Source organism: Stenotrophomonas sp. YJH_SMC_123 (assembly GCF_059368215.1).
In genome coordinates this window covers 458,721-484,807 of record NZ_JCAFRM010000003.1, presented here as the reverse complement: position 1 = coordinate 484,807, position 26,087 = coordinate 458,721, and the positions used below count along the sequence as shown (strand labels likewise).

Below are 26,087 nucleotides of genomic sequence, written 5' to 3'. Positions count from 1 at the left end.
TCCCTTTCCATGGGAAAGGGCTCTGACCCCGTCCGGATCACCCTGTCCGGATCCGCGGCGCATCCACGCATGACGTGGGTCTACTGCGTACCTGGCTACCGGGGCCCCGGTCTGCTGCGCAGGCAGGACCTTCGTCCCATGCCACGGGCGATGGGGGGTGCCATGATCGGGGTCTGCCTTCCCGGGAACCTGTGCTCGTGAAAACCCGTCTTGCCGTTGCCCTGCTGATCGCCCTGTCCGCCCCCGCCGTGGCCCTGGCCGCGCCGCCCGCCACCGCCGCACCGTCCGGCGTGGCCACTGAATCGCCCGCCGACGCCGCCTTCCGCGCGCTGTACGAGAAGGAATGGAAGTGGCGCCAGCAGGGCGGTGGCGAGGCCAGCGAGGACGAGGACGCCCCGGCCAACGCCACCCGCATGCCCGACGTCGGCCCGGCCGCGCAGCAGGCGCGCCTGAAGGTGTGGGATGAGACCCTGGCCGCGCTGAAGAAGATCGACCCGAAGACCCTGTCGGCCGACAACCAGGTCAACTACGCGATCTACCACGACCAGGTGTTCAACCTGGCCGAAGAGACGCGCCTGCGCGGCTACGAGATGCCGTTCAACGCCGATTCCTCGTTCTGGTCCAACCTGTCCTTCATGGCCCGGCGCGAGATGAAGACCGTGCAGGACTACCAGAACTACATCGCACGCCTGAATGATGTACCGCGCTACTTCGGCCAGCAGACCGAGAACATGCGCGCCGGCTTGAAGCGTGGTTTCAGCGTGCCGCGCGCGGTGCTCGATGGCCGCGAAGTGTCCATCGCCACCGTCGCCGAGCTGAAGGACCCGACCGAGTCGCCGCTGTACGCGCCGTTCAAGAAGCTGCCCACCACCATCCCGGCCGCCGAGCAGGCCAGGCTGCAGGCGCAGGCGCGCGAAGCAATCAGCGGCAAGGTGGTGCCGGCGTTCCAGCAGCTGCGCACCTTCTTCGTCAACGAGTACGTGCCGCAGGCGCGTACCACCCTGGCCGCCGAAGCGATGCCCGATGGCAAGGCGTACTACCGGCAGCAGATCCACGAGTACACCACGCTGGACCTGTCGCCGGACGAGATCCACCGCATCGGCCTGGATGAGGTCGCGCGCATCCAGAAGGAAATGAACGACATCATCAAGCAGGTGAAGTTCAAGGGCAGCTTTGCCGAGTTCCTGACCTTCCTGCGTACCGATCCGCAGTTCTATGCAAAGACACCGGAAGAGCTGCTGTCGCGTGCCGCGTGGATCTCCAAGCGGGCGGATGGCCAGCTGGGCAAGTACATGACGTTGCCGCGCGCGCGCTTCACCATCGTGCCGGTGCCGCCGGACATCGCACCGTTCTGGACGGCCGGCCGCGGTGGCATGGGCACCTACTGGCTCAACACCTACAACCTGCCGTCGCGCCCGCTGTACAACCTGCCGGCGCTGACCCTGCATGAATCCGATCCGGGCCACTCGCTGCAGGGCGCGATCGCCGCCGAGCAGAAGAACCTGCCGGAGTTCCGCCGCAACGCCTACATCTCCGCCTATGGCGAAGGCTGGGCGCTGTACTGCGAGAAACTGGGCGTGGAGATGGGCATCTACGAAACCCCGTACGAGGACTTCGGCCGCCTGACCTACGAGATGTGGCGTGCCGCGCGCCTGGTGATCGACACCGGCGTGCACAGCAAGGGCTGGACCCGCGAGCAGGCGTTGGCCTACCTGCGTGACCACACCGCGCTGAGCGAGCATGAAGTGACCACCGAGGTGGACCGCTACATCTCCTGGCCTGGCCAGGCGCTGAGCTACAAGCTGGGCGAGATCGCCATCGTGCGCCTGCGTGCGCAGGCCGAGAAGGAGCTGGGCGACAAGTTCGACATCAAGGGCTTCCACGACACCCTGCTCAAGCAGGGCTCGGTGCCGCTGCCGGTGCTGGAACAGCAGATCCAGGCCTACATCGCCGAGCGCAAGAAGGCCTGACCGTGCAAGGGTAGTGCCGGCCGCTGGCCGGCAACCCGACCCGGTCACGGGGTCGGATCCCTTTCCTGTGGAAAGGGCTCCGACCCCCTCTCGCCTCACCCCACCGGCCGCGGCTTGGCCACCCGTGCTGCGAAGGTCGGCAGCACCAGCAGGGTCAGCACGGTGGCGGTGATCAGGCCACCGATCACCACCGTGGCCAGCGGCTTCTGCACCTCCGCACCGGAACCGCTGGCAATCGCCATCGGGATGAAGCCGACGATCGCCACCAGCGCCGTGGTCAGCACCGCGCGGATGCGGCTCGAGGCACCGTTGATCGCCGCCTGCAGCGGCAGGTCGCCGGCATCCAGGCGTTCGCGGATCGCCTGCATCAGCACCAGGCCGTTCAACGTGGCCACGCCGGAGACGGCGATGAAGCCAACTGCCGCCGATACCGAGAATGGCATGCCTCGCAGCAGCAGCGCGAGGATGCCACCGACCAGCGCCAACGGCACGCAGCTGAACACCAGAATGGCTTCCTTGCCGCTGCGCAGGGCCATGAACAGCAGGCTGCCGATCAGCAGGAACACCACCGGCACCACGGTTGCCAACCGCTTCTCCGCGCGCTGCAGGTTCTCGAACTGACCGCCCCAGGTCAGGTAGGCGCCCGGCGGCAGCGCCACGTCGGCCACCGCGGCCTGCGCCTCGCCGACGAAGCCGCCCAGATCGCGACCGCGCACGTTGGCCTGCACCACCACGCGGCGGCTGCCGTTGTTGCGGCTGATCTGGTTCGGCCCTTCGCTCACGGTAATGCGCGCCACCGACGACAACGGAATCACGAGCCCCGATGGCGTGGCGATCGGCAGCGAGGCCAGCTGGTCCGGATCGTTGCGCGAGGCATCGTCCAGGCGCACCACCACGTTGAAGCGGCGGTCGCCTTCGAAGATCTTGCCGGCCGTGGTACCGCCGATGCCGGTGGACAGCGCATCACTCACATCTGCAGCGCTCAACCCGTACTGTGCCGCCGCCACGTGGTCGATCGCCACGTTGAGCGTGGGCAGGCCGGAGATCTGTTCTACCCGCACGTCGGCCGCGCCATCCACCGCACGCAGCTTCAACGCCACCTGGTCGGCCACCTTCTGCAGCTGGCTGAAGTCATCACCAAAGATCATTACGGCCAGGTCGGTACGCACGCCGGAAATCAGTTCGTTGAAGCGCAGCTCGATCGGCTGGCTGAACTCGAAGCTGTTGCCCAGCTGCTGCCCGGCCAGTTTCTCGAAGCGCGCCACCAGTGCGTCCTTGGCCAGCGTCGGATCGGGCCAGTCCTTGCGTGGCTTCAACACGATCACGCTGTCGGAAATATTGGTCGGCATCGGGTCGATCGCCGCCTCGGCGGTACCGGTGCGCGAGAACACGGTTTCCACTTCCGGCTGCTTGGCAATCGCCTTTTCCAGCGCCAGCTGCATTGCCAGTGACTGCTCCAGCGAGGTCGATGGCACGCGCAGGGCCTGCATCGCCACGTTGCCTTCATCCAGGGTCGGCATGAACTCGCGGCCCAGCAGCGAGAACGCGCCGATGCCCACCACCACCATCATCACCGCACCGGCCAGCACCGTGCGCGGGTGCGCCACGGCCTTGCGCACCACCGGTTCGATGCGCGCACGCAGCACGCGGATCAGCCTGGTTTCGTGCTCGCCGTCGTCCGCGTGCGCATCGCCGTCCTTCACCTTGGGCTCGCGCACCAGCAGCGCGGCCATCGCCGGCACGAAGGTGAAGGAGAACAGGAAGGCACCGACCAGGGCCAGCATGAACGTGGCCGCCATCGGGTGGAACGTCTTGCCCTCCACGCCCTCCAGCGTGAGGATCGGCGCGAACACCAGCAGGATGATCAGCTGGCCGAAGGCCGCAGGGCGCGCCAACTTAATGGCAGAATCGGCGGCCACGCGCAGGCGTTCCATCGCGGTCAGCGCACGGCCCAGTTCGGCGCGGCGCTGGCCCAGCATCAGCAGTGTCGACTCGACCACGATCACCGCACCGTCCACCAGGATGCCGAAGTCCAGCGCACCCAGGCTCATCAGGTTGCCACTGATGCCGAAGCGGTTCATGCCGATCACTGCGAACAGGAACGACAGCGGAATCACCAGCGCGGTGATCGTTGCCGCACGCAGGTTGCCCAGCAGCAGGAACAGCACCACCACCACCAGCAGCGCGCCCTCGGTGAGGTTCCTGGCGACGGTCTTGATGGTGGAATTGACCAGCACGCTGCGGTCCAGCACCGGTGCCGCCACGATGTCGGCCGGCAGTGACTTGTTTACCTGTTCCAGGCGCGCGGCCGCTGCCTGGGCCACGGTGCGGCTGTTGCCACCGGCAATCATCAGCGCGGTGCCCAGCACGGCTTCATGGCCGTTGCGGCTGGCCGCACCCAGCCGCGGCGCGCGGCTCAGTTCCACCGTGGCCACATCGGCTACGCGTACCACCACGCCATTGCGGGTCGCCACCGGGGCCTGTGCCAGGTCGTCGGTGGTCAGCGCCAGGCCGTCGGCACGTACCACCAGGCCCTCGCCGGCACGCTGTACGAAGCCGGCACCGGCCTGCACGTTGGAACGCTGCAGGGCAGTGACCAGGTCGGCCAGGCCGAGGCCATGCGCGGCCAGTCTGGCGCTGTCCGGATGCACGCCGTATTCCTTGACGTAGCCGCCAACCGTATCGACGCCGGCCAGCCCCGGGCTGGAACGCATCTGCGGCGCGATGATCCAGTCCTGCACGGTGCGCAGGTAGGTCGCACGTTCTTCGGGCGTACGCAGCAGGTTGCCTTCCGGTGTGCGGTAGACCTCGCCGGCCTGCCAGCCCGCTTCATCGGGTTTGGCCAGTTTGGCCGGATCGAACGCGGTGAAGTCCACCGTCCACATCAGCACCTCGCCAAGGCCGGTGGTGACCGGCGACAGCATCGGTGATGCACCATCGGGCAGGTCTTCCGATGCCTCGCGCATGCGTTCGGCCACCTGCTGGCGGGCGAAGTAGATGTCGGTGGCATCGGTGAAGATCGCGGTGACCTGCGAGAAACCATTGCGCGACAGCGAACGCGTGGTGGTCAGGCCGGGGATGCCGGCCAGCGCGGTTTCGAGCGGATAGGTCACCTGCCGCTCGATCTGCTCCGGTGTCAGCGCCGGTGCCACCGTGTTGATCTGTACCTGACGGTTGGTGATGTCCGGCACCGCGTCGATCGGCAGCTTGCCCAGCTGGAACAGGCCCACCGCGGCGATCAGTGCGGCCATGAACACCACCAGCCAGCGGTGGCGCACCGCTGTTTCAATGATCAGCTTGAACATGGTCGCCTCCTCAGTGGCCGTGCTCGGCTTCGCCCTTGGCCAGCTCGGCCTTGAGCAGGAAGGCATTGGCACCGACGATGCGCTCGCTGCCGGTCAGCCCAGCGAGGATCTCGATGCGGTCACCGGCACGGCGCCCGGCCAGCACCGGCTGCGCCTTGAAGCCACCTTCGACGGCGACAAACACCGCGCTGCTGCCATCAACGTTCTGCACTGCATCGGCCGGGACGCTGAGCGAACCGTCCTGGCCTTCGGTGACCACCACGGCCGAGACCGGCGAACCGGCCGGCGGCAGCGACGCATCCACCGGGGTGGCGCGGATCACCGCGACGCCGCCCTGCTGGCGCACATCGGCGGCCGAACCGGTGACGGTGGCGGTGAAGCTGCCACCCGGCACGCTCACTTCCAGCGTCATGCCGGGCGTGACCTGTGCGGCCAGCGCCGGCGGTGCGGTGAACACCAGCTCGTTCATTGTCGGGTCGGCGACATCGGCGACTGCACTGCCGGCGGCGACTACACCGCCCGGAGTGACCTGCACGTTGCCGACGATGCCGGCCACCGGGCTGGTGATGCGCACGCGGCCACTGGCATCGGGCGCACCGTTGGCAGCGGCCTGGGCCTGCGCGGCAGCGGCCTGGGCCTGTGCCGCCAGCGACCGTGCGCGCGAGGCTTCCATCTCCTGGCGGGCGACCACGCCCTGGTCGACCAGCGCCTTGTCGCGGCCATAGGCCAGGCGCGCGGCCTCGGCTTCGGCCGAGGCGGCCAGCGCATTGGCGCGGAACACCGCCGCTTCGCCGCTGACCACGATCGCCAGTGCCTGGTTCTGCTTCACCGCGGTGCCCGGTGCGACCAGCACGCGTTCGACGCGGCCGGTCACGGTCGACGCCACCGAGGCGCGTGCACCGACCGACGGTTCGACCCGGCCGGACAGGCGCGTGGAGCTACCGCCACCACGACCGACCGCGACCACTTCGATACCGGACGCCTTGATCTGCTCAGGAGTCAGCTGCACGACACCCTCATCGCCATCGGCGGGCGCCTTTGCGGATTCGGCCTTGGCCTCCTTGCTGTCGGCGGCATGGCCGTGGCCATCGTCGGTGCCGGCCTTGGCCGCAGCCGGGTCTTCATTGGCAGGTGTCTGCGCGTTGCCAGCGCAGCCGGCCAGCAGCGCGGCCAGCAGCACGCCGCCGATCAGCGGGAAAGTACGGGAGAGCGTCATGGGACCTCCACAAAAGGTGCGCGCCCTTCAAGGCGGGCAAGATCGATTTCCGCGGCGACGCGCGACAGGCGCGCATCCACGGCGGTGCCGCGGGCGGCGATGAGGGCGCTGCGCGTGCTGCGCAGTTCCAGCTGCGAGATGCGCCCGGCGTCGAAGCCGATGCGGGCCAGGCGATACGCCTCTTCGGCGGCGACCACGCTTTCATCGGCGGCGCGGGTACGGCTGCCGGCGGCCTTCAAACCGGCCACCGCGGAGAGGCGTGCCGCCTCGCTGTCGCGGCGCTGCTGGTCCAGGCGTGCCTCGGCCGCGCGCTGGTCGGCGTTGGCGGCGCGTATGCCCCCGCGGTTGCGGTCGAACAGCGGGATGCTGAGGCTGACCCCGAGGTTGTAGGCGCGCTCGCCCCCCTCGCGGAAGCGGGTCTGCGCGGCAGTGACGCTCAGGTCGGGCAGGGCGCGCTTGCGCTCCACGTCAACCAGCTTGCCCGCCGCATCCGCTTCGGCTTCGGCGATGCGCACCGCCAGCGCGGTATCGGTGGCACCGCGTGGCAACGGCGGCGCGCGGTCGAGCAGGCTGTCGCCGATCGACTGCACCGGCGCATCCAGTAGCGCGGCACCGGCCAGGCGGGCCAGCGCGGCATCGCGGAAGGCCTGCGCCTCATCCAGCGCGGCGCTGGCGTTGGCGACTTCGCTCTGCGCCTGCACGGCGCGCAGCTGCGGCTCGCGGCCCTGCTTGACCATCGCGTTGACCGCGTTGGCGTCAGCGCGGGTGAGGCTCAGTGCTTCTTCGGCCAGGGTGTAGCGGCGCAGTGCACTTTCCGCCTGTGCATAGACCACCGCCAGCTGGCTGGCCACGTCGCTGCGGCTTTGGGCACCACGCAGGTTGGCGGCCTGTGCCTCGGCACGGGCGGCACGGACACGCGCGCCACGCTGGCCCCAGACCTCCAGCGGCTGGGACAGGGTGAGCACGGTATCGGCCTTGCCCATGCCGCCATAGGAGCCGGTGCCCCAGGCGTTTTCGGCGGAGTAAGAGAGGGAAGGGTTGGGCAACGCACGGGCCTGGTCGGCGCGCGCGTCGGCGGCCTCGGCCAGCGCCGCACCGACGCGGGTGCCGGGCAGCTGGTCCAGGCGTTCAAGCAGGGTGTCGTAGGAAGGGGCGGCTTGCGCCATCACCGATGCCGCCGGGGCCAGGCCCAGCAACACGGCGACGACCCGCCCGGCCGCACGCAGCGGCCGACGTGTCAGGGTCGACATGAAGAATTTCCGGAGGTGAGAGGAACCGAAGCCCGCGAATGCGGGACGCGCTCAACTCACGCCCGGGGAGGACGCGTCAGTTCATCCTGGGCGACCGCATAGGTCGCCGCGTCGCCGGCATTCATCCAGCGCGCCGGAAGCGGCGCACCGAAGGCGGCGAAGGTACTGGCCGGCAGGCTCAGATTGGAGTGGTGGCAGTGGTTGTGGCCACAGGCACCGACGTGCTTGCCGTCGGCATCGCCATCGGCATCCGGTGCGGACTCCACATGCACCGTGCTGGCATGCGGTTCCACCGTGCAGGCCAGCGCGTCGGCCACCGGCACGACCACGAATGCCGCCATCAGCAGCATCAGCAGGGTCGAACGGAGGTGGCGGGTGATCCAGCGCATGGACGGCAGGCTAGCAAGCGGTTTTCGCCGGATACAATATCAATGGACGCTTCGGGAATTCGTCGGAATCTCCCGTTCAGCTGGGCCGGGCGCGGGGTCGGATCCCTTTCCTCCGGAAAGGGCTCTGACCCCACCACACCGTTCGGGTGCGCCGCGCACATGTGCTCTGGTAGGTGTCGACCTTGGTCGACACGCTTTTCGACCCCACCGCGTTGCCGGCCAGCGGCCGGCACTACCCGTATCACGGCAGCTTCGCGATCACCTTGATCTCGAACTGGAACCCGTACAGCCAGGTCACGCCGATACCGGTCAGGGTCGGGTGCGGCGCCTCGCCCCAATACTCCGGCACGATTGCCCAGGCCTTCTCAAAGTTCTTCTCTGGATCGACCAGGAACACGGTCACGTCGATCACGTCATCGAACGTGCAGCCGGCAGCAGCCAACACCGCATTGAGATTCTCGAAGGCGCGGCGCACCTGCGTTTCGAAGTCTGGCTCGGGCGAGCCGTCCTCACGGCTGCCGACCTGGCCGGATACGAACAGGAAGCCGTTGGAACGGATCGCAGGCGAGTAGCGGTTGCGCTCGTACAGGGCCTGGCGGCCGGCGGGGAAAACGACATCACGCTGTGACATGGGGAAGATCCCGTGGGAGAGAACGCCATCCTCCCCGTCAGCGCTGTCTGGATAAACCGCGATGATCGGCCTAGATTGATTGTCAATTCCAAACAATCATGGCCCGCCATGGACCGTTTCGAGGCGATGCGGGCCTTTGCCCGGGTGGTGGAAACCGGCAGCTTCACCCGCGCCGCGCAGACCCTGCAGATCAGCCGCACCACGGCCACCCAGCTGGTGCAGCAGCTGGAGGCACACCTGCGGCTGCGCCTGCTCAACCGCACCACGCGCCGGGTCAGCGTCACCGCCGACGGCGCGGCCTACTACCCGCGCATCGCCCGCCTGCTGGCCGAGCTGGAAGAAGTGGAGGGCGGGCTGGGCGACGCGGCCACCCAGCCGCGCGGGCGGCTGCGCGTGGATGTGCCCGGGCCCTACGCGCGGCTGCGGCTGGTGCCGGCGCTGCCGGACTTCCAGGCGCGCTACCCGGAGATCCAGCTGGACATCGGCGTGAGTGACCGCGAAGTCGATGTCATCGCCGACAACGTCGACTGCGTGATCCGGGGTGGCACCCCGGCCGACCCGGCGCTGGTAGCGCGGCCGCTGGCGGCGCTGCCGATCGGCTTCCACGCAAGCCCCGACTATGTGCAGCGTTTCGGCCTGCCGACCGATCCGCGCGCGCTGCAAGGGCCCGATCACCACATGGTTGGCTTCCTCAGCCCGCGCAGTGGCCGCGCACGCGTGTTCATTGCACAGCGCGGCGATGAACGCGTTGAGGTGCAGGGCCGCTATACGGTCGGCTTCGATGATGGAAACGCCTATCTGGCCGCTGCGTTGGCGGGGTTGGGCGTGGTGGCGCTGCCCAGCTACATGGCCGAGCCGCACGTGGCGCGCGGCGAGCTGTTGCCGGTGTTGCCGGACTGGCAGCTGCCGCCGATGCCGATGCATGTGATGTTCCCGCCGAACCGGCACATGAGCCAGCGGCTGCGGGTGTTCATCGATTGGGTGGTGGAAGCGCTGGGGTGACGCTGCACACCACCCCCGATTGCTGATGGCGACTAGAGCTCCACGAACTCGTAACTGATTGGTAGGCCGAACTGAGCGCGTATGCGCTCAAAGAAGTCCTTGTCTTCTCCTACCAATGGCCGACGCCCCACGATGACCAATGAAGGCTCCAGATCGTGCGTCCGTCTCGGGTGATACGCGTACTCGAGGAGCTGGCCGAGCGCCTGACGTATCGCGCTCAATGGTCTGAGGTCTGATTTGACCTCATAGAGTATGAGCTTGTCATCCGTTCGAAGCTTGACGTCAATGAAGTCTTCCTCAAAGGCGATATCCGCACCGGGATAGCGAAGTTTCAAGCGAGCTTCCAAAAGCCGTTGCATCTTCTGATGTTCTGGAGAGTAGGTGGCCATTCCAGCTTGGAGCTTACGCTGCCGTTCACCGGAGTCCGGGAGTTCGGGTACACCCTTACGTCCTGCCCATCTTGCAGGCTTTTCGGGAAGCGGTGTCTCCACTCCATACAGCGAATAGCGCGTCAAACGATGTGCAGGGTGCCAGCTGGGAATGGGATTGCCAGCGTCGATACGCCTTACGTTCGTCGTCCGGAAACGTATGTTGAGTATCTGCTCGGGAAGGTCAGGATCGAGCGCGGCAGCGTAGCCGTTTGCGTCCTCCACCTCTTGTTTCATTGTGGCAAGCCATCCATTTTTGACATAGGCCTCAACTGCATCTGCTGATTGCTGATCGCTTAGAACCTCCACGTCTCGGATCTCGCACACCATTGACCGACCTTGTGACGAAAGAACGAAAAGCTCGAGGTCAAATGCCTCGCCTCGCTTGAGCAGACGCTTCCTGCTGCGATTCACACCTTGAACAAACGCGTATCGCCAGCCACCGAGCTGCCATTCGTCGCGAAAAAGCCAGTCTTCATGGCCGAAGCCGTACTCGCTCCGATAGCTTGATCCGCTCTCAGTCACATCATGTGCGCCTGCCGGTCTACGCCACCCCATGCTGTTGTGGGCAATCCGGGCTGTGTAGCGATTGCTGGCCTTCGTTCGCCCCTGCACTGGGACCTCATCGAAAACACAGCGCTCGATTTCTTCATAGAGGGGCAGGATATTCACTAGCGTCGCGACGGCGCGCTGCACTGCCGATTCGTTCACGCCGGCTGGACCCACATACTCTTTGACGCCAAAGAATATGAAGTTGCCATTGATCACTTCGCTGGCCGGTATTGGCCCGGCAGGAAGTCTGGCCTCACTCCCGTCTCCACGATGAATCCAGATTTCGTAAGCAGACAATGACGGCATCCCAGGAAGGATGCTGTTGAACGCATCAATACGGCTGGCTAGCTGCTTTGTCGGATCCGGTAGGCTCTGTCCGGGCTGCAAGCCGAACGCAACGCCGTAGCGGAAAAGGTCACCTTTCTCAAAACCAATGTTGAACTGAAGCTCCTCCCGGCCTCCTCGATGGAATACATAGTTCAAGGCCTCGCCTGCCTTGGGGAAGAGCCCCCCGTGGTTGTTACCTCTTCCCCTTACCTGTCGGCGGATGCTGTAGAAGTCGGCAAGCCGGGTATCCTCCAGCGCTTGGTTCAGTCGTTGTCTCACTTCCTCGATTGTGTTCATCGTTTCCCCTGTCCCTGTATGGAAGGCTGAATATAGTGGTATAGAGCAGGTCGCTGATACACCAACGCCTGCATATCAGACTTGGACCAGGCCTCACCATCGTGGCAATGACCGGACTTGTAGCGCCGAGCCAACGCTCGGCTGCTTCTGGCTCCAACGCTCAAGGCCTGCGCCTAGCGCGTGAGCCGAGCACGGGCTCGGCTCTACAGTGGGGGGCTTCCTGCTGCAGGCATGCGAAAATCATCGCGGCACGCAACAGGAAACAGCCTCACGCATGAGTCGCATCGTCGCACTGGATACCGAAACCACCGGCATCTCCCACCGCCTGGGGCACCGGGTGATCGAAATCGGTGCCGTCGAACTGATCGATGGCCAGCTCACCGGCCGCCAGTTCCACACCTACCTGCAGCCGCAGCGCAGGGTCGACTGGGGTGCACAGCGCGTGCACGGCATCAGTGATGCGATGCTGGTGGGCAAGCCACTGTTTTCCAGCAAGGCCGCCGAACTGCTGGACTTCCTGCGCGGCAGCGAGATGGTCGCGCACAACGCCACCTTCGATGTGGGCTTCCTGGACAACGAGCTGCGTCTGTCCGGTATTCCCGGCACGCTGGCCCAGCATTGCCGCATCACCTGCAGCCTGAAGCTGGCGCGCGGGCGCTGGCCGGGCCAAGGCAACAAGCTGGATGATGTGCTGCAGCGCCTGCGCATTCCCAGCCAGCGCGGCCTGCACGGCGCGCTCAAGGATGCCCATCTGCTAGCGCAGGTGATTTCGCACCTGCGCTGAGGCCTGGCCGCTGTTACACCGGCCGTAACCAGCGCTCGATCATCGCCACGCCACAGGCCACCCCGTCCTCATGGCCCATCGCCACGCCCAGGGTCGCCGCGCGTGTGCGTGTTGCGTCGGTTTCAACGAAGGTGATGGCTGCCGCCAGCGTTGCTGCATCCAGTCGCTTCGGTGACAACGGTGCCGGTGCCACGCCCAACCGATACAGGCGATCGGCCCAGAAGAACTGATCCGCGGCGAACGGCATCACCAGCGAGGGAATGCCGGCGCGGCAGGCCGAATGCGTGGTGCCGCTGCCACCATGGTGGATGGCGAGTGCGCAATGCGGGAACAGTGCTTCGTGTGGCGTCGGGCCGAGCACGAACACATCTGCTGGCAGCGCACCCGTCGGCAATCCGGCCCACCCTGGAAACAGCAGCACCCGGCGCGGTGCCAGCGCCTGCAGCAGGGCCGGCAGCACGCGCTCGCGATCGAATCCGGTCATGCTGCCAAAGCCCAGATAGACCGGCGGCGGCCCGGCATCGAGGAAGGCCTGCAGATCGGCCGGCGGCGTCCAGGGCGCGTCAGGAAGCCGCCATTGGCCACAGGCGATGTGGTCGACCGGCCAGTCCGCCGGTGGCGGCAGCAGCTGCGGCGAGATGCCATAGAGCATCGGCAGGCCGGACCACAGCGCGCGACGCGGCGATTGCCCCAGTTGCTGGCGTGCCGCGTTGATCGGCCGACGGAACTGGCGCCAGATCAGGCCGTTGACCCACCCGTAGCTGGCCCGGTTCAACCAGCCCGGCGAGCGTCCGGGTGGCAGGAACGGAGAGCGGAAGGCTCGCGTCGGGGTCAGCGGAATCATGCCGGTGCCGATGACCGGCAGACCCCGACGTTCGCCCACGCTCATGCCGACAAGGGCCGCCAGTCCGCCGGTCAGAATCGCATCGCAGCCTTCGGCGGCGGCATCGGCCTGGCGCATCCAGCCGCTGACATGCTGCAGCGCCATCCGTGCCAGACCGGTACTGGCGGCGGCAACACCGTTGCCCCGCGAGACAAGGGCGACCACTTCGTCATGGATGTCACCCTCAAGGGCCGCGTGGGGCACATCCAGGGCCTGCGCGCTGCCCAGGGTGCCGCCATCGGCCAGCAGTGTCACCGCGTGGCCTGCGCTGATCAGCCCATGGCAGAGCATGGCCAGCGGACGCGTATCGCCTTCGGTTCCGTAGGTCAGGGCCAGCAGCCGCATGGAAAGCTCCGCAGTGATCCGGGCCAGTATGCCGGTTGGCGAAGTCTCCCCGGCCCCGCCGGTCCAGTCCCCGCCTGTGGGTAACTTGCGCAAGTGTTTGAACCCGTGCATAATGCGCGGCTCGCTGTGTCCGGTTTTCTACCGGGCGGCGCCCCCGGGAGCACGTCCCTGGCCGCCCAACGCCAGCGTAACCCTTTGATTCTCTTGACGTGTGGTGGGCAACCATCGAGGCCGCCGTCGCCCGGGCTACGGGCTGACAACTACTACTATCGAGGTGCGCAATGTCCCGCGTATGCCAGGTTTCCGGCAAGCGAGTGCAGACGGGTAACAACGTCTCGCACGCCAACAACAAGACCCGTCGTCGTTTCCTGCCGAATCTGCACGAGCGCCGTTTCTGGGTGGCCAGCGAGAACCGCTGGGTCAAGCTTCGTGTTTCCGCGCATGCACTGCGCACCATCGACAAGAACGGTATCGATTCCGTTCTGGCTGAGCTGCGTGCGCGCGGCGAAAAGGTCTGAGGAGTAAAGCATCATGGCAGGCAAGCGCGATAAGGTCCGTATGATTTCCTCGGCCGGTACCGGCCACTTCTACACGACCGACAAGAACAAGAAGAACACCCCGGGGAAGATGGAATTCCTGAAGTACGATCCGGTCGTGCGCAAGCACGTCCTGTACAAGGAAGGCAAGATCAAGTAATCCGCACGGATTGCTGATCCCCGCGAAGAAACCCGCCCTTGTGGCGGGTTTTTTCATGCCTGGCGTGCAGACTTCGGTAGCGGCCGACCTTGGTCGGCACTGCCGCACTCCCTGCGCACGCTGTCGCCAATGGCACCCTGCCTGAGGTGAAGGGCCGAATGCGATAAGTGATTGTTCCTACCGGTTCTGCCGCCTCGCGCGGTTCAAATCGATTGGAACGACGGGCCCCGCCGTGCCCATGATGGCTGGCCGCTGCGGTTGCAGTGGTCGGGCTTGCAATCCCGTCGAATCGGTAGCCAGTAAACTCGCCCGCCGTTGCCGGAAAGCTCCGCCGACGGCGGGCGACCCATCTGCCTCTATGGCGGACGGTGCGTGGGGGCCTCGCGCCCGCCGGTTTGGTGGCTACCGTTCCCGGTATTGCAACCACGCATCGTCCGCCACCTTCACGGTGGCCAGATCCGTTGAAGGAGGTTGCATGAACACCCCATCACACCGGCAGGACCTGGAACTGGGCTGGCTGCGCCTGCAGCGCATGCTGCAAGGCATCGAGGGCATGGCGCTGCTGCTGTGCGACCACCATCTGGCACTGGCCAACGGCGCGCCGTCGCCGCTGCCGGAGGCGCAGCTGGAGCGGGCCGCACAGGCGATCGCCTGCATGGCGCTCAACGGCCGCCGCCATGCCGACGCGGTGCGGCAGCTGTGCGAGGTGCCGGTGCGGCATTGATCCATCCTGTAGAGCCGAGCCCACGCTCGGCTGCTGTGCGGTCGGACCGGAAGGCCGTCGAGCGCGGCTCGACTCCACAAGGGCCGGTGGGCAGAATGGCCCATCACCTCCCGACGGGCGACACGATGCTGTTCGAGTGGTTGCTGGGTTCGTACCTGCTGCTGATCGACTGGCTGATCCGGCTGGTTGCACTGTGCTGGATCCCCACCCGCACCACGCCGGGGGCGGCGCGTAGCTGGCTGCTGCTGGTCGGCTTCGTGCCGCTGCTGGGCCTGCCGCTGTACCTGCTGTTTGGCCACCCATGGCTGTCGCGCGAGCGCATCCGCCGCCAGGCCGAGGCCTCGCAGGTCATCCGCGAGGAACAGGCGCTGCAGCATCGCCTGCGCTGGACACCGCAGCCGGACACCGCCAGCGCCGAGATCGTGCCGCTGGTGCAGCGCCAGGGCGACTTCATGCCGGTGCACGGCAACGCCGTCGATCTGCTGACCGACTACGACGAATCACTGCACACGCTGATCGCCGACATCGACCAGGCCGAAGACCGCGTGCACCTGCTGTACTACCTGATGTTCGACGACGCGGTGGGCGAGGCGATCGTCGAGGCCCTGCAGCGTGCGGCTGCACGTGGCGTGCAGTGCCGCGTGCTGCTCGACGCGGTGGGCGCCAAGCGCGGCCTGCGTGCCTATCGCAAGCGCCTGCAGGCGCGCGACATCGAAGTGCGCGCGATGCTGCCCGGTGGCCTGCGCTGGCGCCGCAGCGGGCGCATGGACCTGCGCAACCATCGCAAGATCGCGGTGATCGACAACGAAGTGGCCTATGTCGGTTCGCAGAACCTGGCCGGCCCGCAGTTCGTGCCTGGCCACCCGAACCGCGAGCTGGTGGCGCGCGTGCGCGGCCCGGCGGTGGCGCATCTGGAAGCGGTGTTCGCCAGCGACTGGTACATGGAAACCGGCCAGCGCCTGGACGTGATCGCCGATGTGCCCGAGTGCAGCGACGACATCGCCACCCAGCTGCTGCCCAGCGGCCCGGCTTATCCGTACAGCAACGCACGCGATGCGGTGGCGGCGCTGATCCACCTGGCGCGGCGCCGGCTGGTGATGGTCACCCCGTATTTCGTGCCCGACGAAGCCACGCTCAGCGCCTTGCGCATTGCGGCCTTGTCCGGCGTGCAGGTGCAGCTGATCCTCTCGGCCAGCAACAACCAGCGGCTGACGTCGTGGGCGCAGGAGGCCTACTACGACGAGCTGCTGCGCTGTGGCGTGCGCATCGCGCTGTACGAGCCGCAGTTCCTGCACGCCAAGCACATGAGCGTGGACGAGGACATCGCCGTGCTCGGCTCGATCAACATGGATATCCGCTCGTTCGCGCTGAATGCCGAAATCGGCCTGGTCTGCTACGACCGTGCGCTGGTGCAGCAGCTGTGCGCGATCGAGGATGGCTACCTGCGCGAGTCGCGGCAGCTGGACCTGCAGCAGTGGCGCAGCCGTCCCACGTGGCGGCGCAGCCGCGAAGGCATCGCACGGCTGGCCGATGCGTTGATGTGAAACGGCGGCAACCGCCCGCTTCGGCAATCCGGCCCGTCATCGCCGATGGCCTACAATCGGCGCATGACTGATTCACCGCGTAATGGCGAACTGGACCTGGCAATCATCGGTGGTGGTGCGGCCGGGGTGCTGGTGGCGATCCAGGTGTTGCGCCAGGCCCAGGCGCCGCTGGCGCTGGCCATCTTCGAACCGGCTTCGCAGCTGGCGCAGGGCATCGCCTATGCCACGCCGTGGCCGGAGCACCTGCTGAACGTGCCGGCGGCGAAGATGAGTGCGTTTGCCGACCAGCCCGGCGACTTCCTCGACTACCTGATGGCCGCCAATGCCTACCCGGGCGAGGCGCGCGAGGTGCTGGGCGAGCGCTACGTGTGCCGCCACCACTTTGCGGCCTACCTGCAGCAGCGCCTGCAGGAGGCTGCCGCAGCCAGCCCGGCGCAGCTGCAGGTGATCGCGCAGCCGGTGCTGGGCCTGCAGCCGGATGACCATGGTTACCGGCTGCTGCTGGGCGATGGCCAGACGCTGCACGCCGCACAGGCGGTGCTGGCCACCGGCAACAGCATGCGGCCGCTGCCGGTGGCCGGTGCCGATGCGCTGCCTGCCGATGACGTGATCGAGGCCTGGGACTACGACGGCGTACGCACCCTGGCCGGTGAGCAGGCCGTGGCCATCGTCGGCTCCGGCCTGAGCATGGCCGACACCGTGCTGGCGCTGGTTGCTGCCGGCCACACCGGCCCGCTGCACGTGATCTCGCGCCATGGCCTGCTGCCGCTGCCGCATGCGCATGGCGGCCTGCCCGCGTTCGACCCGGCTGCGCTGCTGCCGATGAGCCTGCGCCAGCGCCTGCGCGCGTTGCGCGGGTTCGCGCGCCAGGCGCAGGCCGATGGTCTGCCGTGGCAGGGGGTGATGGACCGCATCCGTCCGCACGGGCAGGCACTGTGGTGCAGCCTCGACGCGGCCGACCAGCGCCGCTTCCTGCGCCATGTGGTGCGCTACTGGGACGTGCATCGCCACCGCATCGCCGAAGAGGTCGACGCACAGCTGCAGGCGCTGATCGAAAGCGGCCAACTGCGTATTCACCGGTCCCGCCTGCAACGCGTCGGCCGCGAAGGCGATGCCCTGCGGCTGTCGGGTCGCGACGCCTCCGGCAAGGATCAGCAGTGGACGATCAGCGGGGTGATCAACGCCACCGGTGTGGAAACCCGCGCCAGCGCGCTGCGCAATCCGCTGCTGCAGCAGCTGCAGGCCGATGGCCTGGCCCGCCCCGGCCCGCATGGGCTGGGCCTGGACAGCACGGTGCCGGGCGACCGCCTGCGTGCCGCCGGTGGCCAGCCGCAGGCGCGGCTGGGCGTACTCGGCAGCCTGCGCATCGGCAGCCTGTGGGAAAGCCTGGCGGTGCCTGAACTGCGTCAGCAGGCGCAGGCACTGGCCACCCAGGTGGTCGCAGGAGCCGCGACGGCGATGCCGTAAAATGGGGGCATGGATGTCTCCCACCTGCTTGATGGCCTGAACCCGGCCCAGCGCGAAGCCGTCTCCGCTCCCCCCGGCCACCACCTGGTGCTGGCCGGTGCCGGTTCCGGCAAGACCCGCGTACTCACCCACCGCATCGCCTGGCTGCATGAAGTCGACGGCGTGCCGACCCACGGCATTTTCGCGGTGACCTTCACCAACAAGGCGGCCGGCGAAATGCGCCACCGCATCGACGCACAGCTGCCCCATGGCAGCCGTGGCATGTGGATCGGTACCTTCCACGGCCTGGCCAACCGCCTGCTGCGCCTGCACTGGCAGGACGCGAAGCTGCCCGAAGGCTTCCAGGTGATGGATTCGGACGACCAGCTGCGGCTGGTCAAGCGCGTGGTGCAGGCGCTGGAGCTGGACGACGGCAAGTACCCGCCCAAGCAGATCGCGTGGTGGATCAACGCGCAGAAGGACGAGGGCCGCCGCCCGCAGCACATCCAGCCCGAACCGCACGACGCGTGGCTGGAGACCATGCGCCAGGCCTACATCGAGTACCAGGCGCGCTGCGACCGCGCCGGCCTGGTCGACTTCGCCGAGCTGCTGCTGCGCGCGCACGAACTGCTGCGCGACAACCCGGCGCTGCTGTCGCACTACCGCGCCCGCTTCCGCGAGATCCTGGTGGACGAGTTCCAGGACACCAATGCCATCCAGTACGCCTTCGTGCGCGTGCTGGCCGGCGATTCCGGCCACGTGTTCGTGGTCGGCGACGACGACCAGGCCATCTACGGCTGGCGCGGTGCCAAGGTCGAGAACGTGCAGGGCTTCCTGCGCGATTTCCCGGGCGCGCAGACCATCCGCCTGGAGCAGAACTACCGCTCCACCGCCAACATCCTCGGCGCTGCCAACGCGGTGATCGCGCACAACCCGGATCGCATCGGCAAGCAGCTGTGGACCGACAGCGGTGACGGCGAGCCGATCGACCTGTACGCCGCGTACAACGAGATGGACGAGGCACGCTACATCGTCGAGCGTGCCCGCCAGTGGGTGCGCGACGGTGGCAGCTACACCGAAGTGGCCGTGCTCTACCGCAGCAACGCGCAGTCGCGCGCGCTGGAAGAAGCGCTGCTGAGCGAGCAGGTGCCATACCGCGTGTATGGCGGCATGCGCTTCTTCGAGCGTGCCGAAATCAAGGACGCGCTGGCCTACCTGCGCCTGCTGTCCAACCGCAACGATGACGCCGCGTTCGAGCGCGCGGTCAACACCCCCACCCGGGGCATCGGCGACCGCACGCTGGACGAAGTGCGCCGCGAGGCGCGCGCGCAGGGTATCTCGCTGTGGGAAGCAACGATGCTGGTCACCCAGGGCAACGCGCTGGCCGCACGCGCGCGCAATGCGCTGGCCGGCTTCCTGGGGCTGGTCAACGAGCTGCAGGCGCAGACCGTGCACATGACCCTGGCCGAGCGCGTGGACCACGTGCTGGCCCGCTCGCAGCTGCGCGAGCACTGGAGCAAGGAAAGCCGCAACGCGCTGGACTCGGAGTCGCGCACCGACAACCTCGACGAATTGGTCTCGGTGGCCTCGCGCTTCGTGCGCCGGGCTGACGACATCGAGGAAGTGGGCGAGGACATGGACGAGCTGGTCGCGTTCCTGGCCTATGCCGCGCTGGAGGCCGGTGAGGGCCAGGCGCAGGCAGGCGAAGAGGGCGTGCAGCTGATGACCCTGCACTCGGCCAAGGGCCTGGAATTCCCGCTGGTGTTCCTGGCCGGCCTGGAAGAAGGCCTGTTCCCCAGCGCACGCTCGCTGGAGGAAAGCGGGCGGCTGGAAGAAGAGCGCCGCCTGGCCTATGTCGGCATCACCCGCGCGCGCCAGAAGCTGGTGCTGAGCTATGCCGAATCGCGCCGCATTCACGGCCAGGACAACTACAGCCTGCCGTCACGCTTCCTGCGCGAGATTCCGCGCGAACTGCTGCACGAAGTGCGCCCGAAGGTGCAGGTCTCGCGCCCGGCTTCGATGGGCGCCAGCAGGGTGATGGGCCATGCCTCGATCGAGGCGCCGCCGGTCAAGCTCGGCGCGCTGGTTACCCATCCCAAGTTCGGCGAAGGCATGGTGACCGACTACGAAGGCAGCGGCGCGCACGCCCGCGTGCAGGTCGAGTTTGCTGATGCCGGCAGCAAGTGGCTGGTGATGGCCTACGCCAACCTGACGGTGATCTGATCGCCGTCGAGGGGTCGGATCCCTCCCGCAGGGAGGGCTCTGACCCCATCGCGGAATGCACGTGGTTGGGGCCGGAGCCTTTTCCGTTGGAAAAGGGCTCTGCCCCCATTAGGCTGCGCTCATGACCCGCAATGTGCTCTTCCTCTGCAGCCAGAACCGCCTGCGCAGCCCGACGGCCGAGCAGGTATTCGCCGATTGGCCGGGCATCGAGACCGCCTCGGCCGGGCTGCTGGCCGACGCCGAGGAAGTGCTCAGCCCCGAGCTGCTGCAGTGGGCCGATATCGTGTTCGTGATGGAGCGCGCCCACCGCAACCGGCTGTCCAGCCGCTACAAGGCCTGGTTGAACGGCAAGCGGGTGATCTGCCTGGATATTCCGGATGACTACGAGTACATGGACCCGGTGCTGGTGGAACTGCTGAAGCGCAAGGTCACGCCGTTCCTGCGTTGACAGGCTGTTGTAGAGCCGAGCCCATGCTCGGCTGCTTTTCCGGCCAGAAGCAGCCGAGCATGGGCTCGGCTCTACAATAGGTGGCACTTCTTCCAGGAACGCCCCCATGACCGAACCCACGCTGCACGTCACCGTGAAGTTGAACGCCCGGCTGCAGCCGGAGCACCGCCACGAACTGTTCGAGGATCCGCTCGACGCGCTGCTGCAGGCGGCCCAGGTGGGCGAGCTGACCGGCGGCGGCACCGCGATGTCCGACCTGGGTGAGGTCGAATACGGCGATATCGAAGTGGCACTGGTCGATGCCGCGGGCGTGCCGAAGCTGATCGACCTGCTGGAGCAGCTGGGTGCACCGAAGGGTTCGCAGATACAGGGCGCAGGCGAGGCCGATCGCAGCTTCGGCGTGACCGAAGGCCTGGGCATCTACCTGGATGGCCTGAACCTGCCGGACGAGGTCTACGAACAGTGCGATTCCAACCACGTGTTCGAGCAGCTGTCCGGGAACATCGACGGCCTGGGCGAGATCTGCAGCTGGTGGCAGGGCCCGACCGAGACCGCGCTGTACATGTACGGCCAATCGTTCGAGGCGATGCGCGATGCGATTGACGAGTTCGTGGCCAGCTACCCGCTGTGCCAGAACGCGCGCGTGGTGCAGATCGCCTGAGCGACGTTGTTGTAGAGCCGAAGGTAGCGGCAGGAGCCGCTGCCAACGTCGCTTGCGACGGCCCGAAGGGTGCCGGTCAGGACGACCGGCATAGCCCATGTTCGGCTGCTCTTCCCGCCAGAAGCAGCCGAGCACGGGCTCGGCTCTACAGAAGAGGGCGGGCCGAGCCTGTCCCCCGGACCACGTGACGGTGCGCACACGCCGCTGCGCGGCGCCGGATTGATCCTGCTCAAGGCGCCGCCTCCACATCCGGTGTGCAATGGTGTCGTTCCCATCCGGCAGACCGCCACGGAGCCCCACCATGTACAAGCGCATCCTGATTGCCACTGACGGGTCCGAACTGGCCGACAAGGGCCTGGCCAAGGGCTTGGAGCTGGCCAAGGACCTTAACGCCGAGGTCGATATCGTCACTGTTTCCGAGCCGTGGGCCGTCGGCATGTACGACGCCATGGGCTGGAGCGTGGGCTACATGAACAGCCCCGAATACAAGGCCGACCGCGAGGAAGGCGCGCAGAAGGTGCTGCAGCCGGCGCTGGCCAAGGCCGCCGAGCAGGGCATCACCGCCAACCCGGTGCACGTGCTGGACCGCTATGCGGCCGACGGCATCATCGAGACCGCCGGCGAGCGCAACAGCGACCTGATCGTGATGACCTCGCACGGCCGCCGTGGCGTGACCCGTGTACTGCTGGGCAGCCAGACCGCCGAAGTGCTGGCACGCAGCACGCTGCCGGTGCTGGTCATCCGCTGATCCATACCCGCTGATTCAAGCGTTCCCGGGGAGGGGACCCGACGCCGGCCGCAGGATGCGCGCCGGCGTTGCTTTTTTGTGGGGGATCGGGGCCGTGCCGGTGGCTTCGAGGGGGTCAGAGCCCTTTCCTGTGGAAAGGGATCCGACCCCGGTCACAACCCCGGTCACCTCACCAGCTGTACAGCTTCCAGTAGACCGGCGACACGCCGTCCTTGTCGTTGTCCATGCGGCCGTCGCCGTTCTTGTCGTACATGTAGAACGGGGCACCGCGCGACGGGGTCACCTTGACCATGCGCAGCTGGCCGGACACGCGGTATTCCTCGATGGTGTCACCGTTGTCCATGGTGCGCTTGGATACATCCGCGCCCTTGACGTCCACCGGGGGAGCGCCCGCGCCACCCATGCTGGCGCAGCCAGCGAGCAGGAGCAGGGAAGCCAGCATCAGGGTCTTCATCGGCAGGGCCTTTGCCTGGAAAGAGCCCTGATTATGCCCCATCGCGGTGTACGGGCCGTGTCGCCGCGGTGCAGGCACGGGCGCGTAGAATCGGCACATGAGCAGATTAGTCCTGATCGACGGGTCCAGTTACCTGTACCGCGCGTTCCACGCGCTGCCGCCCCTGTCCAATGCACAGGGTGAACCCACCGGCGCGCTGTTCGGCGTGGTCAACATGCTGCGTTCGACGCTGAAGGAGCGCCCGGCCTACGTCGCGTTCGTGGTCGACGCGCCGGGCAAGACCTTCCGTGACGACCTGTACGACCAGTACAAGGCCAACCGCCCGCCGATGCCCGATGAGCTGCGCAGCCAGGTCGAGCCGATGTGCCGCATCGTCGAAGCGCTGGGCATCAGCATCCTGCGCATCCCCGGCGTGGAAGCCGACGATGTGATCGGCACGCTGGCCCTTCAGGGCCTGGCGCAGGACCTGAAGGTGACCATTTCCACCGGCGACAAGGACTTCGCCCAGCTGGTGCGCCCGGGCATCGAGCTGGTCAACACCATGACCGGCAGCCGCATGGATTCGGATGCGGCGGTGATGGAGAAGTTCGGCGTGCGCGCCGACCAGATCATCGACCTGCTGGCGCTGATGGGCGACGCGGTCGACAACGTGCCGGGCGTGGAGAAGTGCGGGCCGAAGACCGCCGCCAAGTGGCTGGCCGAGTACCAGCACCTGGACGGCGTGATGGCGGCCGCGCCGGCCATGAAGGGCAAGATCGGCGAGAACCTGCGTGCCGCACTGGAGCGGCTGCCGCTGAACCGCGAGCTGGTGACCATCCGTACCGACGTGCAGCTGGACGCCAGCCCGACCACGCTGGCCCTGCGCGAGCAGGATGTGCCGGAGCTGACCGAGCTGTATACGCGCTATGGCTTCACCCAGGCGCTGAAGGAGCTGGGCGCGCCGGTGCCGGCACCGGTGGCCGCTAGCGAGGCGACCCCGAGCCTGCGCGGCACCGCCGCTGGCTTCGCCCGTGGCAGCGTCGAGGCGCCCGCCGCTGGCACGCTGGATCCGGCACTGTCCGCGCCGGGTGAGTACGAGACCGTGCTGACCGCCGAGCAGCTGCAGGCCTGGGTCGAACGCCTGCAGCAGGCCGACCTGATCAGCTTCGATACCGAGACCGATGCGCTGGACGCGATGCGCGCGCGCCTGGTGGGCATCAGCCTGGCCGTCGAGCCGGGCAGGGCGGCGTACATTCCGGTCGGCCACGACTACCCGGGTGCGCCGGCCCAGCTGCCCATGCAGCAGGTGCTGGACGCACTGCGCCCGGCGCTGCAGGACCCGGCGAAGAAGAAGCTGGGCCAGCATGGCAAGTACGACCTGCATGTGCTGCGCCGCCACGGCGTGGCGGTGCAGGGCTACCACGACGACACCATGCTCGAGAGCTTCGTGCTCAATTCCACCGCCACCCGCCACGACATGGATTCGCTGGCGCTGCGTTACCTGGGCTACAGCACCATCAAGTTCGAGGACGTGGCCGGCAAGGGCGCCAAGCAGATCCCGTTCTCGCAGGTGGGCATCGACGAAGCCAGCCGCTACGCCGCCGAGGACGCCGACATCACCCTGCGCCTGCACCACGCATTGCAGCCGCAGCTGCTGGCCGAGCCGGCGCTGGACAGCGTGTACCGCAACATCGAGATGCCGCTGGTGCCGGTGCTGGCCAGCATTGAAGCCAATGGCGTGCGGATCGACACCGACGAACTCCGCTGGCAGAGCCAGGACCTGTCCTCGCGCATGCTGGCCGCGCAGCAGAAGGCCACCGAGCTGGCCGGGCGCAGCTTCAACCTGGATTCGCCCAAGCAGCTGCAGGCGGTGCTGTTCGACGAGCTGAAGCTGCCGGCGGTGGTGAAGACCCCGAAGGGCCAGCCCAGCACCAATGAAGAGGCGCTGGAGGCGATTGCCGACCAGCATGAGTTGCCGCGGGTGATCCTGGACTACCGCGGGTTGGCCAAGCTGCGCAGCACCTACACCGACAAGCTGCCGGAGATGGTCAACCCGGACACCGGCCGGGTGCATACCAGCTACCACCAGTCCGGTGCCGCCACCGGCCGCCTGTCCTCGTCGGACCCGAACCTGCAGAACATCCCGATCCGCACCGAGGACGGCCGCCGCATCCGCCGCGCGTTCATCGCCCCGGAAGGTTTCCAGCTGCTGGCGGCCGACTATTCGCAGATCGAACTGCGGATCATGGCCCACCTGTCCGAGGACCCGGGCCTGGTGCGTGCCTTCGAGCAGGGCGCCGACGTACACCGTGCCACCGCCGCCGAGGTGTTCGGGCGCACGCTGGAGGAAGTGACCCCGAACGAGCGCCGCGCCGCCAAGGCCATCAACTTCGGCCTGATGTACGGCATGAGCGCCTTCGGCCTGGCCCGCAACCTGGGCATCGACCGTGGCCAGGCGCAGGACTACGTGGCGCTGTACTTCAGCCGCTACCCGGGCGTGCGCGACTTCATGGAGCGGATGCGCCAGCAGGCCCGTGACCAGGGCTACGTGGAAACCCTGTTCGGCCGTCGCCTGTACCTGAACGACATCCACGCCCGCAACCAGGGCCTGCGTGCCGGTGCTGAACGCGCGGCGATCAACGCGCCGATGCAGGGCACTGCCGCCGACATCATCAAGCGCGCGATGGTGGATGTGGACCAGTGGCTGCGTGACAACGGGGCGCCGGCACGGATGATCCTGCAGGTGCACGATGAACTGGTGTTCGAAACCGAAAGCAGTTTCGTCGAGGACCTGCGTTTGCAGGTGGTGGAGCGCATGTCGCAAGCGGCCAAACTGCGGGTGCCACTGGTGGTCGACACGGGCGTCGGCAACAACTGGGACGAAGCGCACTGACGGTGTTTCAGGCCGAAAACGACGTGAATTTGTTCATGAGTCGGGTGTTTCTGACTCGACCATGAATGTTGCCCCTATTGAAATTCATTAAATGGGGCCCCTTCACGAACCGTTAGTGTTCGAAGTGCTTCTATAACTCCCGACAGGCGCAACGCCTGTTGTGGATCTCTCCCATCCCCTGGAGCAGATCTCGGAACGGGGACTCCTCCCCAAGTGCCCGTTCCCCGGCCCCGTTGACCTCCCCCTGGTCAGCGGGGCTTTTTATTTGCGCCAACGGAACACACACTGGGGGTCAGATCCCTTTGCCCGCCGGGCAAAGGGATCTGACCCCAGATGCTAGGCTGGGCCACCGTTCCGCAGGGGAAGACCATGCCCGACCTGTTCGCCCTGGCCATGCCGTGGTGGGAATTCATCCTGCGCGCGGTGGTGGTCTATGTCGTGGTGCTGGGCATGGTCCGGCTGGGCGGCAAGCGGGCTCTGGGGCAGATCACGCCTTTCGACGTGCTGCTGATCGTGCTGCTGGGCAACGCGGTGCAGAACGCGCTGCTGGGCACCGACACCTCGCTGGGCGGTGGCCTGCTGCTGGCGGCCACCCTGATCGTGCTGAACTACGGGGTGGGCTGGTTGACCACCCGGAATCGGCGCATGGAGCGGATGATCGAAGGAGAGCCCACCGTGATCGCGCGTGATGGCCGGCTGTTGGAGGGCGTTCTCCGCCGCGAACTGATCAGCCGGGCCGATTTCGATGCCGCGCTGCGCCAACAGGGCGGCCTGCAGATCGAGGACGTGCAGATCGCCCTGCTGGAGACGACCGGGCACATCACGATCATCGCGCGGAAGAGCACCTGACCTCGTAGCGCCGGGCCCATGCCCGGCTCAACAGGTGCCTGGC

The 26,087-nt window shown here is 67.1% G+C and carries 22 protein-coding genes; 14 read left to right on the top strand and 8 right to left on the bottom strand.

The annotated features are described in order from the left end of the window. The first annotated feature begins 197 nt into the window (after positions 1–197). Complete coding sequence (locus AC5P5W_RS10395; protein WP_049442093.1) at positions 198–1,970, top strand: DUF885 domain-containing protein; 1,773 nt, start codon at positions 198–200, stop codon at positions 1,968–1,970. 95 nt (positions 1,971–2,065) lie between these two features. Here AC5P5W_RS10395 and AC5P5W_RS10390 read toward each other — a convergent pair whose 3' ends face one another. From AC5P5W_RS10390 to AC5P5W_RS10370, 5 genes are all read right to left on the bottom strand, one after another. Continuing rightward, the gene (locus tag AC5P5W_RS10390; protein WP_197575276.1) at positions 2,066–5,275 is read right to left on the bottom strand and encodes a CusA/CzcA family heavy metal efflux RND transporter; all 3,210 of its coding nucleotides are present in this window, start codon (positions 5,273–5,275) and stop codon (positions 2,066–2,068) included. 10 nt (positions 5,276–5,285) lie between these two features. Continuing rightward, positions 5,286–6,491, bottom strand: a complete 1,206-nt coding sequence (locus AC5P5W_RS10385; protein WP_032960667.1) for an efflux RND transporter periplasmic adaptor subunit — start codon at positions 6,489–6,491, stop codon at positions 5,286–5,288. Then, positions 6,488–7,741: a TolC family protein gene (locus AC5P5W_RS10380; protein WP_049407169.1), complete on the bottom strand. Its 1,254-nt coding sequence runs from the start codon at positions 7,739–7,741 to the stop codon at positions 6,488–6,490. Before AC5P5W_RS10380 ends, AC5P5W_RS10385 begins: the two co-directional genes overlap by 4 nt. A gap of 56 nt (positions 7,742–7,797) precedes the next feature. After that, positions 7,798–8,130, bottom strand: a complete 333-nt coding sequence (locus tag AC5P5W_RS10375; RefSeq protein WP_014648874.1) for a hypothetical protein — start codon at positions 8,128–8,130, stop codon at positions 7,798–7,800. 241 nt (positions 8,131–8,371) lie between these two features. Then, positions 8,372–8,761: a RidA family protein gene (locus AC5P5W_RS10370; protein ID WP_014648873.1), complete on the bottom strand. Its 390-nt coding sequence runs from the start codon at positions 8,759–8,761 to the stop codon at positions 8,372–8,374. 108 nt (positions 8,762–8,869) lie between these two features. On the opposite strand from AC5P5W_RS10370, the gene AC5P5W_RS10365 reads away from it, so the two are divergent. Beyond that, positions 8,870–9,763, top strand: a complete 894-nt coding sequence (locus AC5P5W_RS10365) for a LysR family transcriptional regulator (RefSeq protein ID WP_032960663.1) — start codon at positions 8,870–8,872, stop codon at positions 9,761–9,763. Positions 9,764–9,795: 32 nt separating this feature from the next. Here the strand turns inward: AC5P5W_RS10365 and AC5P5W_RS10360 are convergent, their stop codons facing one another. Next, positions 9,796–11,367 (bottom strand): hypothetical protein, encoded by a 1,572-nt coding sequence (locus AC5P5W_RS10360; RefSeq protein WP_142235030.1) that lies wholly within the window; start codon positions 11,365–11,367, stop codon positions 9,796–9,798. A 274-nt stretch (positions 11,368–11,641) separates the two neighbouring features. Here AC5P5W_RS10360 and dnaQ point away from each other — a divergent pair, with 274 nt between their 5' ends. Then, positions 11,642–12,151 carry a DNA polymerase III subunit epsilon gene (gene dnaQ / locus AC5P5W_RS10355; protein WP_049407177.1) on the top strand — a complete coding sequence of 170 codons (510 nt, stop codon included), beginning with the start codon at positions 11,642–11,644 and terminating at the stop codon, positions 12,149–12,151. Between the two features lie 13 nt (positions 12,152–12,164). On the opposite strand, the gene AC5P5W_RS10350 is transcribed toward dnaQ, so the two are convergent. Beyond that, positions 12,165–13,379 (bottom strand): glycosyltransferase family 1 protein, encoded by a 1,215-nt coding sequence (locus tag AC5P5W_RS10350; RefSeq protein WP_197574509.1) that lies wholly within the window; start codon positions 13,377–13,379, stop codon positions 12,165–12,167. Positions 13,380–13,660: 281 nt separating this feature from the next. Between AC5P5W_RS10350 and rpmB the strand changes: the two genes are divergently transcribed. The 9 genes from rpmB to AC5P5W_RS10305 all read left to right on the top strand — a co-directional run bounded on the left by rpmB (position 13,661) and on the right by AC5P5W_RS10305 (position 21,869). After that, positions 13,661–13,897, top strand: coding sequence for a 50S ribosomal protein L28 (gene rpmB, locus AC5P5W_RS10345; protein WP_005411638.1), 237 nt, complete (start codon positions 13,661–13,663; stop codon positions 13,895–13,897). A gap of 10 nt (positions 13,898–13,907) precedes the next feature. Further along, on the top strand, positions 13,908–14,075 hold the full coding sequence (gene rpmG / locus AC5P5W_RS10340) for a 50S ribosomal protein L33 (protein ID WP_169411268.1): 168 nt from the start codon (positions 13,908–13,910) through the stop codon (positions 14,073–14,075). A gap of 475 nt (positions 14,076–14,550) precedes the next feature. Next, positions 14,551–14,799: a hypothetical protein gene (locus AC5P5W_RS10335; protein WP_032960654.1), complete on the top strand. Its 249-nt coding sequence runs from the start codon at positions 14,551–14,553 to the stop codon at positions 14,797–14,799. A 125-nt stretch (positions 14,800–14,924) separates the two neighbouring features. Beyond that, a complete protein-coding gene (gene cls / locus AC5P5W_RS10330) occupies positions 14,925–16,343 on the top strand; it encodes a cardiolipin synthase (protein ID WP_014648869.1) in 1,419 nt (472 codons plus the stop codon). Between the two features lie 45 nt (positions 16,344–16,388). Beyond that, on the top strand, positions 16,389–17,810 hold the full coding sequence (locus tag AC5P5W_RS10325; RefSeq protein WP_049442084.1) for an FAD/NAD(P)-binding protein: 1,422 nt from the start codon (positions 16,389–16,391) through the stop codon (positions 17,808–17,810). Between the two features lie 9 nt (positions 17,811–17,819). After that, on the top strand, positions 17,820–20,012 hold the full coding sequence (uvrD, locus tag AC5P5W_RS10320) for a DNA helicase II (RefSeq protein WP_014648867.1): 2,193 nt from the start codon (positions 17,820–17,822) through the stop codon (positions 20,010–20,012). A gap of 121 nt (positions 20,013–20,133) precedes the next feature. Beyond that, positions 20,134–20,460 (top strand): low molecular weight protein tyrosine phosphatase family protein, encoded by a 327-nt coding sequence (locus AC5P5W_RS10315; RefSeq protein WP_032960648.1) that lies wholly within the window; start codon positions 20,134–20,136, stop codon positions 20,458–20,460. Positions 20,461–20,566: 106 nt separating this feature from the next. Then, the gene (locus tag AC5P5W_RS10310; protein ID WP_014648865.1) at positions 20,567–21,121 is read left to right on the top strand and encodes a hypothetical protein; all 555 of its coding nucleotides are present in this window, start codon (positions 20,567–20,569) and stop codon (positions 21,119–21,121) included. Between the two features lie 301 nt (positions 21,122–21,422). Beyond that, positions 21,423–21,869, top strand: coding sequence for a universal stress protein (locus tag AC5P5W_RS10305; protein ID WP_005411629.1), 447 nt, complete (start codon positions 21,423–21,425; stop codon positions 21,867–21,869). Positions 21,870–22,038: 169 nt separating this feature from the next. On the opposite strand, the gene AC5P5W_RS10300 is transcribed toward AC5P5W_RS10305, so the two are convergent. After that, positions 22,039–22,323, bottom strand: coding sequence for a DUF2782 domain-containing protein (locus AC5P5W_RS10300; protein ID WP_014038952.1), 285 nt, complete (start codon positions 22,321–22,323; stop codon positions 22,039–22,041). 97 nt (positions 22,324–22,420) lie between these two features. Here AC5P5W_RS10300 and polA point away from each other — a divergent pair, with 97 nt between their 5' ends. Next, on the top strand, positions 22,421–25,195 hold the full coding sequence (gene polA, locus AC5P5W_RS10295) for a DNA polymerase I (protein ID WP_197574507.1): 2,775 nt from the start codon (positions 22,421–22,423) through the stop codon (positions 25,193–25,195). A 369-nt stretch (positions 25,196–25,564) separates the two neighbouring features. Continuing rightward, on the top strand, positions 25,565–26,044 hold the full coding sequence (locus AC5P5W_RS10290) for a DUF421 domain-containing protein (protein WP_046433229.1): 480 nt from the start codon (positions 25,565–25,567) through the stop codon (positions 26,042–26,044). Positions 26,045–26,087: the final 43 nt, after the last annotated feature.

Coding starts and splice junctions, on each gene's coding strand:
- AC5P5W_RS10390 (WP_197575276.1), bottom strand. CDS start 5,275: ATGTTCAAGCTGATCATTGAAACAGCGGTGCGCCACCGCTGGCTGGTG.
- AC5P5W_RS10305 (WP_005411629.1), top strand. CDS start 21,423: ATGTACAAGCGCATCCTGATTGCCACTGACGGGTCCGAACTGGCCGAC.
- AC5P5W_RS10290 (WP_046433229.1), top strand. CDS start 25,565: ATGCCCGACCTGTTCGCCCTGGCCATGCCGTGGTGGGAATTCATCCTG.
- AC5P5W_RS10365 (WP_032960663.1), top strand. CDS start 8,870: ATGGACCGTTTCGAGGCGATGCGGGCCTTTGCCCGGGTGGTGGAAACC.
- AC5P5W_RS10385 (WP_032960667.1), bottom strand. CDS start 6,491: ATGACGCTCTCCCGTACTTTCCCGCTGATCGGCGGCGTGCTGCTGGCC.
- AC5P5W_RS10335 (WP_032960654.1), top strand. CDS start 14,551: ATGAACACCCCATCACACCGGCAGGACCTGGAACTGGGCTGGCTGCGC.
- AC5P5W_RS10375 (WP_014648874.1), bottom strand. CDS start 8,130: ATGCGCTGGATCACCCGCCACCTCCGTTCGACCCTGCTGATGCTGCTG.
- AC5P5W_RS10380 (WP_049407169.1), bottom strand. CDS start 7,741: ATGTCGACCCTGACACGTCGGCCGCTGCGTGCGGCCGGGCGGGTCGTC.
- AC5P5W_RS10315 (WP_032960648.1), top strand. CDS start 20,134: ATGACCCGCAATGTGCTCTTCCTCTGCAGCCAGAACCGCCTGCGCAGC.
- dnaQ (WP_049407177.1), top strand. CDS start 11,642: ATGAGTCGCATCGTCGCACTGGATACCGAAACCACCGGCATCTCCCAC.
- cls (WP_014648869.1), top strand. CDS start 14,925: ATGCTGTTCGAGTGGTTGCTGGGTTCGTACCTGCTGCTGATCGACTGG.
- AC5P5W_RS10310 (WP_014648865.1), top strand. CDS start 20,567: ATGACCGAACCCACGCTGCACGTCACCGTGAAGTTGAACGCCCGGCTG.
- AC5P5W_RS10360 (WP_142235030.1), bottom strand. CDS start 11,367: ATGAACACAATCGAGGAAGTGAGACAACGACTGAACCAAGCGCTGGAG.
- AC5P5W_RS10325 (WP_049442084.1), top strand. CDS start 16,389: ATGGCCTACAATCGGCGCATGACTGATTCACCGCGTAATGGCGAACTG.
- AC5P5W_RS10350 (WP_197574509.1), bottom strand. CDS start 13,379: ATGCGGCTGCTGGCCCTGACCTACGGAACCGAAGGCGATACGCGTCCG.
- uvrD (WP_014648867.1), top strand. CDS start 17,820: ATGGATGTCTCCCACCTGCTTGATGGCCTGAACCCGGCCCAGCGCGAA.
- rpmB (WP_005411638.1), top strand. CDS start 13,661: ATGTCCCGCGTATGCCAGGTTTCCGGCAAGCGAGTGCAGACGGGTAAC.
- AC5P5W_RS10370 (WP_014648873.1), bottom strand. CDS start 8,761: ATGTCACAGCGTGATGTCGTTTTCCCCGCCGGCCGCCAGGCCCTGTAC.
- polA (WP_197574507.1), top strand. CDS start 22,421: ATGAGCAGATTAGTCCTGATCGACGGGTCCAGTTACCTGTACCGCGCG.
- AC5P5W_RS10300 (WP_014038952.1), bottom strand. CDS start 22,323: ATGAAGACCCTGATGCTGGCTTCCCTGCTCCTGCTCGCTGGCTGCGCC.